The organism is Zooshikella ganghwensis DSM 15267, assembly GCF_000428585.1.
GTDB classification, from domain to species: domain Bacteria; phylum Pseudomonadota; class Gammaproteobacteria; order Pseudomonadales; family Zooshikellaceae; genus Zooshikella; species Zooshikella ganghwensis.
In genome coordinates this window covers 1-5,174 of the sequence record NZ_AUAF01000219.1, presented here as the reverse complement: position 1 = coordinate 5,174, position 5,174 = coordinate 1, and the positions used below count along the sequence as shown (strand labels likewise).

General features: G+C 39.0%; 8 protein-coding genes and 1 pseudogene. 7 read left to right on the top strand and 2 right to left on the bottom strand.

Going from position 1 to position 5,174, the window contains the following annotated elements; translation table 11 throughout:
- The coding region (locus F607_RS0124360; protein ID WP_027709844.1) for a transposase at window positions 1–191 on the bottom strand (191 nt) is incomplete at its 3' end.
- An 89-nt stretch (window positions 192–280) separates the two neighbouring features.
- Here F607_RS0124360 and F607_RS0124355 point away from each other — a divergent pair.
- The 7 genes from F607_RS0124355 (at window position 281) to F607_RS0124325 (ending at window position 4,437) form a co-directional block, all read left to right on the top strand.
- Window positions 281–799, top strand: coding sequence for a hypothetical protein (locus tag F607_RS0124355; protein ID WP_027710131.1), 519 nt, complete (start codon window positions 281–283; stop codon window positions 797–799).
- A 259-nt stretch (window positions 800–1,058) separates the two neighbouring features.
- Window positions 1,059–1,331, top strand: coding sequence for a hypothetical protein (locus tag F607_RS0124350; protein ID WP_027710130.1), 273 nt, complete (start codon window positions 1,059–1,061; stop codon window positions 1,329–1,331).
- Window positions 1,288–1,881: a hypothetical protein gene (locus tag F607_RS0124345; RefSeq protein WP_157365593.1), complete on the top strand. Its 594-nt coding sequence runs from the start codon at window positions 1,288–1,290 to the stop codon at window positions 1,879–1,881. Before F607_RS0124350 ends, F607_RS0124345 begins: the two co-directional genes overlap by 44 nt.
- A gap of 123 nt (window positions 1,882–2,004) precedes the next feature.
- Entirely contained in the window at window positions 2,005–2,331 is a 327-nt protein-coding gene (locus tag F607_RS0124340; RefSeq protein WP_027710128.1) for a hypothetical protein, read from the top strand.
- Between the two features lie 606 nt (window positions 2,332–2,937).
- Window positions 2,938–3,534, top strand: a complete 597-nt coding sequence (locus tag F607_RS31600; RefSeq protein WP_051311804.1) for a hypothetical protein — start codon at window positions 2,938–2,940, stop codon at window positions 3,532–3,534.
- Window positions 3,535–3,759: 225 nt separating this feature from the next.
- Window positions 3,760–4,029: a hypothetical protein gene (locus F607_RS0124330; RefSeq protein WP_157365592.1), complete on the top strand. Its 270-nt coding sequence runs from the start codon at window positions 3,760–3,762 to the stop codon at window positions 4,027–4,029.
- A 48-nt stretch (window positions 4,030–4,077) separates the two neighbouring features.
- Window positions 4,078–4,437 (top strand): hypothetical protein, encoded by a 360-nt coding sequence (locus tag F607_RS0124325; RefSeq protein ID WP_027710126.1) that lies wholly within the window; start codon window positions 4,078–4,080, stop codon window positions 4,435–4,437.
- A gap of 473 nt (window positions 4,438–4,910) precedes the next feature.
- Here F607_RS0124325 and F607_RS34965 read toward each other — a convergent pair.
- Window positions 4,911–5,174 (bottom strand): annotated as a pseudogene (locus tag F607_RS34965) (hypothetical protein); the annotation flags it as partial.

The window sequence follows — 5,174 nt, the reverse complement described above, 5'->3', positions numbered from 1 at the left end:
GAGGACCACTGCTCAGCATTCTTCTTGTTTCCGGGCATAACACAGCCTTTTCTTTTCGCAACCTGACGCCAATTATACAGGGTTTTTGCTGAAATACCGGTTTCTTCTGCAAGTGCTGGAACACTCATATTATGGGGTGGCATCATCTTCGCTAGAATAGCTTCTTTTCTTTCTTTTGATACGCGCTTCACTCATCATTCACCTGCGCCCCTTTCTTTAGATTTTTACTTCAGGTGAGGCGACAACTATCCTGACATAAGGGGTAATCGTTGTAGCCTTAATGTTATCTGCCCATTCATTTGCGGGTGGGTATTACAACCCAAGTATTGATGCATACGACCCAGAAACAGGGTTATATTACAAAAGCGTAGAGAGTGAGAAAAAGTCTGGTTTTCTTAGTAGTGGTACGCGAGCAATCGTTAATCTCTATATTTACAATCCCGATACAGACGAGGGTAAGTACCTCTTTCCTAAACAAGAAAATTTTCAGGTTGTTGCGCTCTTATTTGAAACTGCTGTAGAGGATGGGCAAGTTAAATATCATAGTGATTATTCTTCGCCTGTAAAAAACAATCATGGTGTACCTGATCGTAAGCCAAAAACAAAGATGCTTGTACTAACCCGTAATGTCGAAACAGAACGTGAAACATTCTACTTCGCTGAGAAAGATGGTTCAAAGTTAGAAGCAGTGAAATCAATTACTTCCTCTGACAACTGGCATGTGGATGTAAAGAATTCGGTTGTTAGGATTGTCAGTCAAAAAGGGTTGGATATCTCTGTAGATAGTTTTTCGTGGTAATGTATAACAAGCAATGGTCTGCATTGCCCTGCAGACTATATGTGCTCGTCTGTGTTGCGACTTTGGGAGTTACATTTAGCCAACTATGGATGAACTTATATCAATAATACAGCTCCGCTCAGCTATACCTTTTGGGTGCCTGCTAGTCGTTGCCTTCGGGTACGCATATGCGAGTATAAGATACTCAGAAAATATTAATATGAATCCTTTTTTTAAAGAGCCTGTCTTAGTTGGCGAGTGGGATTAAGGTAGCTCAAAATTGATACTTAAACACTATGGTACAGCTACAATTAACTTTAGTAATTCTTTGCTGGCAAGATTGGATATAAATAATGGCGATGGGTATTGGCGAAAAGAAGGAGATTTTAATCTTGTATTGGGAAGTACTGCGGTTAACCTTAAGTCAAAAAGTGGGATGCTTCGAGTAATACAGTATGCTGAAAAATATCGTTTAATAATCGAAGATTACGAAGGTTTAGATATGTGGGATGGAAGCCTTGGCTTTAAAAAGACAAACACCTTATATGAATAAATTATACTTTATTATTACAATACTCCTTTTTTCCCTTCTCAGTGGATGTGGGGATGACTCACCTCTGCCTGATCCCAAAAAAATCGTAAATGCGAAGCATATTGATATTAATCCTTTTTTACAATCGGTTGAGGAATGGGCAACGCAAACACAAAAATATTTTCAGTGTGATTCCCTTCTTGGGTTTTGGGAAGTGAAAAATTTTTATATTGCAGTTTACCGAAAAGGAGAGTGGCTCCATATCTATCATGTTGCCAATGAGTCATTCGTCAGCAGCAAGTCAATTTTATCTCTTAATATTCTTGACGATAACCGCCAATTCATAAACGATAATGGCAAAATGAGGCTTGCTCTTGAAAAAGACCCAACTTTAGGTCGAAAAATGGTCTTCTACCAAGACAAATATGCCTTAAATTCAATAAGAATTATATTCGATCAAAAGTATTTACATAAAAAAGTTAATATAGAAGTCACAATATTGGAAAAAACAAAAATCGAGGATGCTGAAAAGAGCAAACCTGATTTGATAAGTAGCATAATTATCAACTAACTGGTTACAAGTCCTCGACATAACCATTCGTTGCAGCGGACAACAAGCGGAGAGTTGTTTGTTCCCTCCCTGCGGTTGGTGGCCTCTGAGCTCAAACATTATGCGCCTGGATAGAGAAGTTGAATGAATACGGAAGAATTAAAGTCCCGTGCTCGAGAGATTGCGAAAACTCTGCCTGAAGAGAATCGTAAAGAGTTTTTGAGTATCAATAATGAGATATCTGCTTTAATGGAAAAGCTGAAGTCTCCAGATATCACTCCAATCGAAATCGAGCAATGCCACGAAAAAATGGTTAATTTGCAGGATCGAGCAGGGCAATTGTCTGGGCTGCCCCCAATTAATACTAAAACTAAAAAATCACCAAATTTGAAGGCTCGGTTAGTGTCAGGGTTGCTTGCTCTTACAGGCCTCGGTTTGTTACTTTTGCTCGTTTTAAATGGCCGAGCATAATCGAGTACGATAGGCATTTGGCTACTATGCTCTGCTGACTTGCAGCCATCCCTGAGTAAATTGCTTCACTCAGTGCTTTCTAGCTTTGCTGTGTGTGCTGCTGTTTTGCTTGCATCATTTGCAACGAATGATACGCCAAGAGTTGATTAACCAGTCTTTTATCTGGTATTTTCCGCAGCGAAGCGAAGGACGCAGGAATGTCAGATCTCCCCGGATAAGAGCATGTCGCACAACTGCATCATTTACGGTGGCCGTTAGATCACGTGGTTTTGATGTCTTGTGCCACCTCGCTTTCAACCTACGCCTCATATGATGTTCTTGTTCATCAGCTCGCAACGTTGATAGCGGCTTCCTCCAAACCACTCCTTGCGGATAGGCCCTTGCCATTCAATAGTAGTTAGCCTTTACTCGTTTAAGATTGATTAAAAGGTGATCTTCCTACAGGGGGATTTTACCCCATAAATTCGATGCCTATACCAGGTGTACACAAGGCAATATACATCGCGCTAAAATACCCCTTCAGGGCATGCGCTGGACTCAAACATACTGGCGAGTGTTTTCGCCGATAATTGAATCGTTAGCTGAAGTGAGAAAACAGAAGAAAATATGATGACAGAAAATCTATATAAGGTTCCAGAGTCAGTTTTAGTTGAAAACACTAATGAGGTGGCTTCATTTTATGTTGTGTCGCCTCGAAAATTTTTAATTCTTTTCATTGCTACCTTTGGCTTGTACACGCTTTATTGGTTCTATGAGCACTGGAGACAATTGAAAACTAGGACGAAAGAGAACATCTGGCCGGTGCCTAGAGCGATATTTTCAATATTTTTTACTCATTCTTTATTTAGAAGAATTGATAAAGCAGCGAAGGTGACAGGGGAGGCTTTTAGTTGGTCTGCTTCAGGTATGGCCACTGTATACGTTCTTTCTGAAGTCGTGCAAAATGTGTGTGATCGAATGTCGGCAAAGGGCTTTGGTTCGCCATATACAGATATATTAGGTGTTTTGCCCATAATTTTTGTTGGTTGGTCTTTATTTCGTGCTCAAAAAATTGCAAATATTGCATGTCAAGATTTCCAAGGTAGTTCGAATAATAGAATTACTCTGGTAAATATACTGTGGATAGTCTTGGGCTCAGTATTTTGGCTGCTAATTATTGTTGGGTTTTATGACCTTTTTATAGGTATTCCAGAGTTTAGTTAACAAATCAATTAATTTGATCACATTACGCTGCGCTTCACTCGGTAAATTATTGCGGCGTTAAGCCGCAGGTATGTCATTGAAACGAGAAGATAAAATTTTAAGTATCCAAATAAATAGTTTATTGGCTCTTGATGGTGATGATTCTTTGTGGTGTTTTACATCCGGTGTGAATCTGAAGATACAGGCTATCGAGCGTTAGTCGAGTTTAAAGTCTGCTACAAAGACATGAAGGAAACTCTTCAAATAATCAAGTTTGATATGGATGAAAAACCTATTACAGGAAACAACTTAATCTCAAGTGAACGCAGGCTTAACTTTAATAAACTAAGGTATGCTCGCTTGCTCATTAAGAGCGGTATTTCAATAGGTTGGGCTCCTCAAGAGGAAAAATGTACTATAGATGATGGCCTGACAATTTTTGAGAACTATGGGATTGATACAAAAATATTTAATCAAATACGGGAGAAAGAGATCCAGTCAGAATGTAGTTTATAAGCAGTGACGTATAAATTAGTTTAAATACCTTCCTAAGGAGTTAATCAAATGAAGTTAAGTGTCAAACCACTATTGCTGTTTCCACTGTTATCTTTTTCTGCACTTTGCAGTGCTGCGAAATTTGGATCTGCCTATGGCGATGTCGTAGAAATTGCTGCTGGTGGAATAGGAACTGGTGCTCCTGCAAAGAATTTAATGTATTTCACTGTTAGTGGAACACCAACATTTGCTACCTGCGCTAATTCTTCTTCTCCTCCTTTTGTTATTGATAATGAAGATGGTGGAAAAACGATGATTTCTATGTTGTTGGCTGCAAAGATGGCAGGTAAAAAAATACATGTAGTCGGTAGGGGAACTTGCAACTATATTCCAGGGCATGAAGACGTTTCCCTTATTTATATTGATTAAAATGGATAATCACTTAAGAGCTAGTGTCAAGCTAGCTCTTTTTGTAACAGGTCGAAGCCCCAGGAATTGTATATAATTTGCTATTAAAGCACCATTGTCAAAAGTCTGTATGACGCCCGTCGAACACGCCGTAAATCCCTCGCTGGAGGCTCGGTTGCCGCTTCCGTGCGGCAAAAGTTCGGCGTACATTATCTATCCTTTGTCTTACAGACTATACATCGAAATATCGTTAGTCTTTATTTAAGTGTAATTAGAGGATTGCAAAAAGTGGGTTTGCAATGCTTGAATAAGCTTGTGACGCCGGTGTCGGGAGCACCGTGAGCAGTAGAGACCAAGGGTGATCTTCTATTGCGGGAAGAACAAATTTATTTATGCATTGTATTAGCATAATATATATCCATCACAATATGTTTTTATATGCGATTGCCTTGAGATTATAAATGCTTAAGCACTTAACAATACTCTAGACACTTTTACGCAGCCATAGCCCCATAGTCACTCATCTGTTTATACACTTGAGCGACTTTTTGAATACTTAAGCTTAACCCTAACTTGTCAAAAAGTTTTTCCATTAAGTGTTGATTAAATTTTTTACGTTTCCATGAGGCAATTGAAATTACTGTTCTATCATTACTTCCTTTTAATAGCTGATCCTCTAACTTCAAGACATTAAGTGCTGATAATGAAGCATTTAAATGAGTATGTGTGGCTTCTTTTTTACGTGACTGACAGTGGGT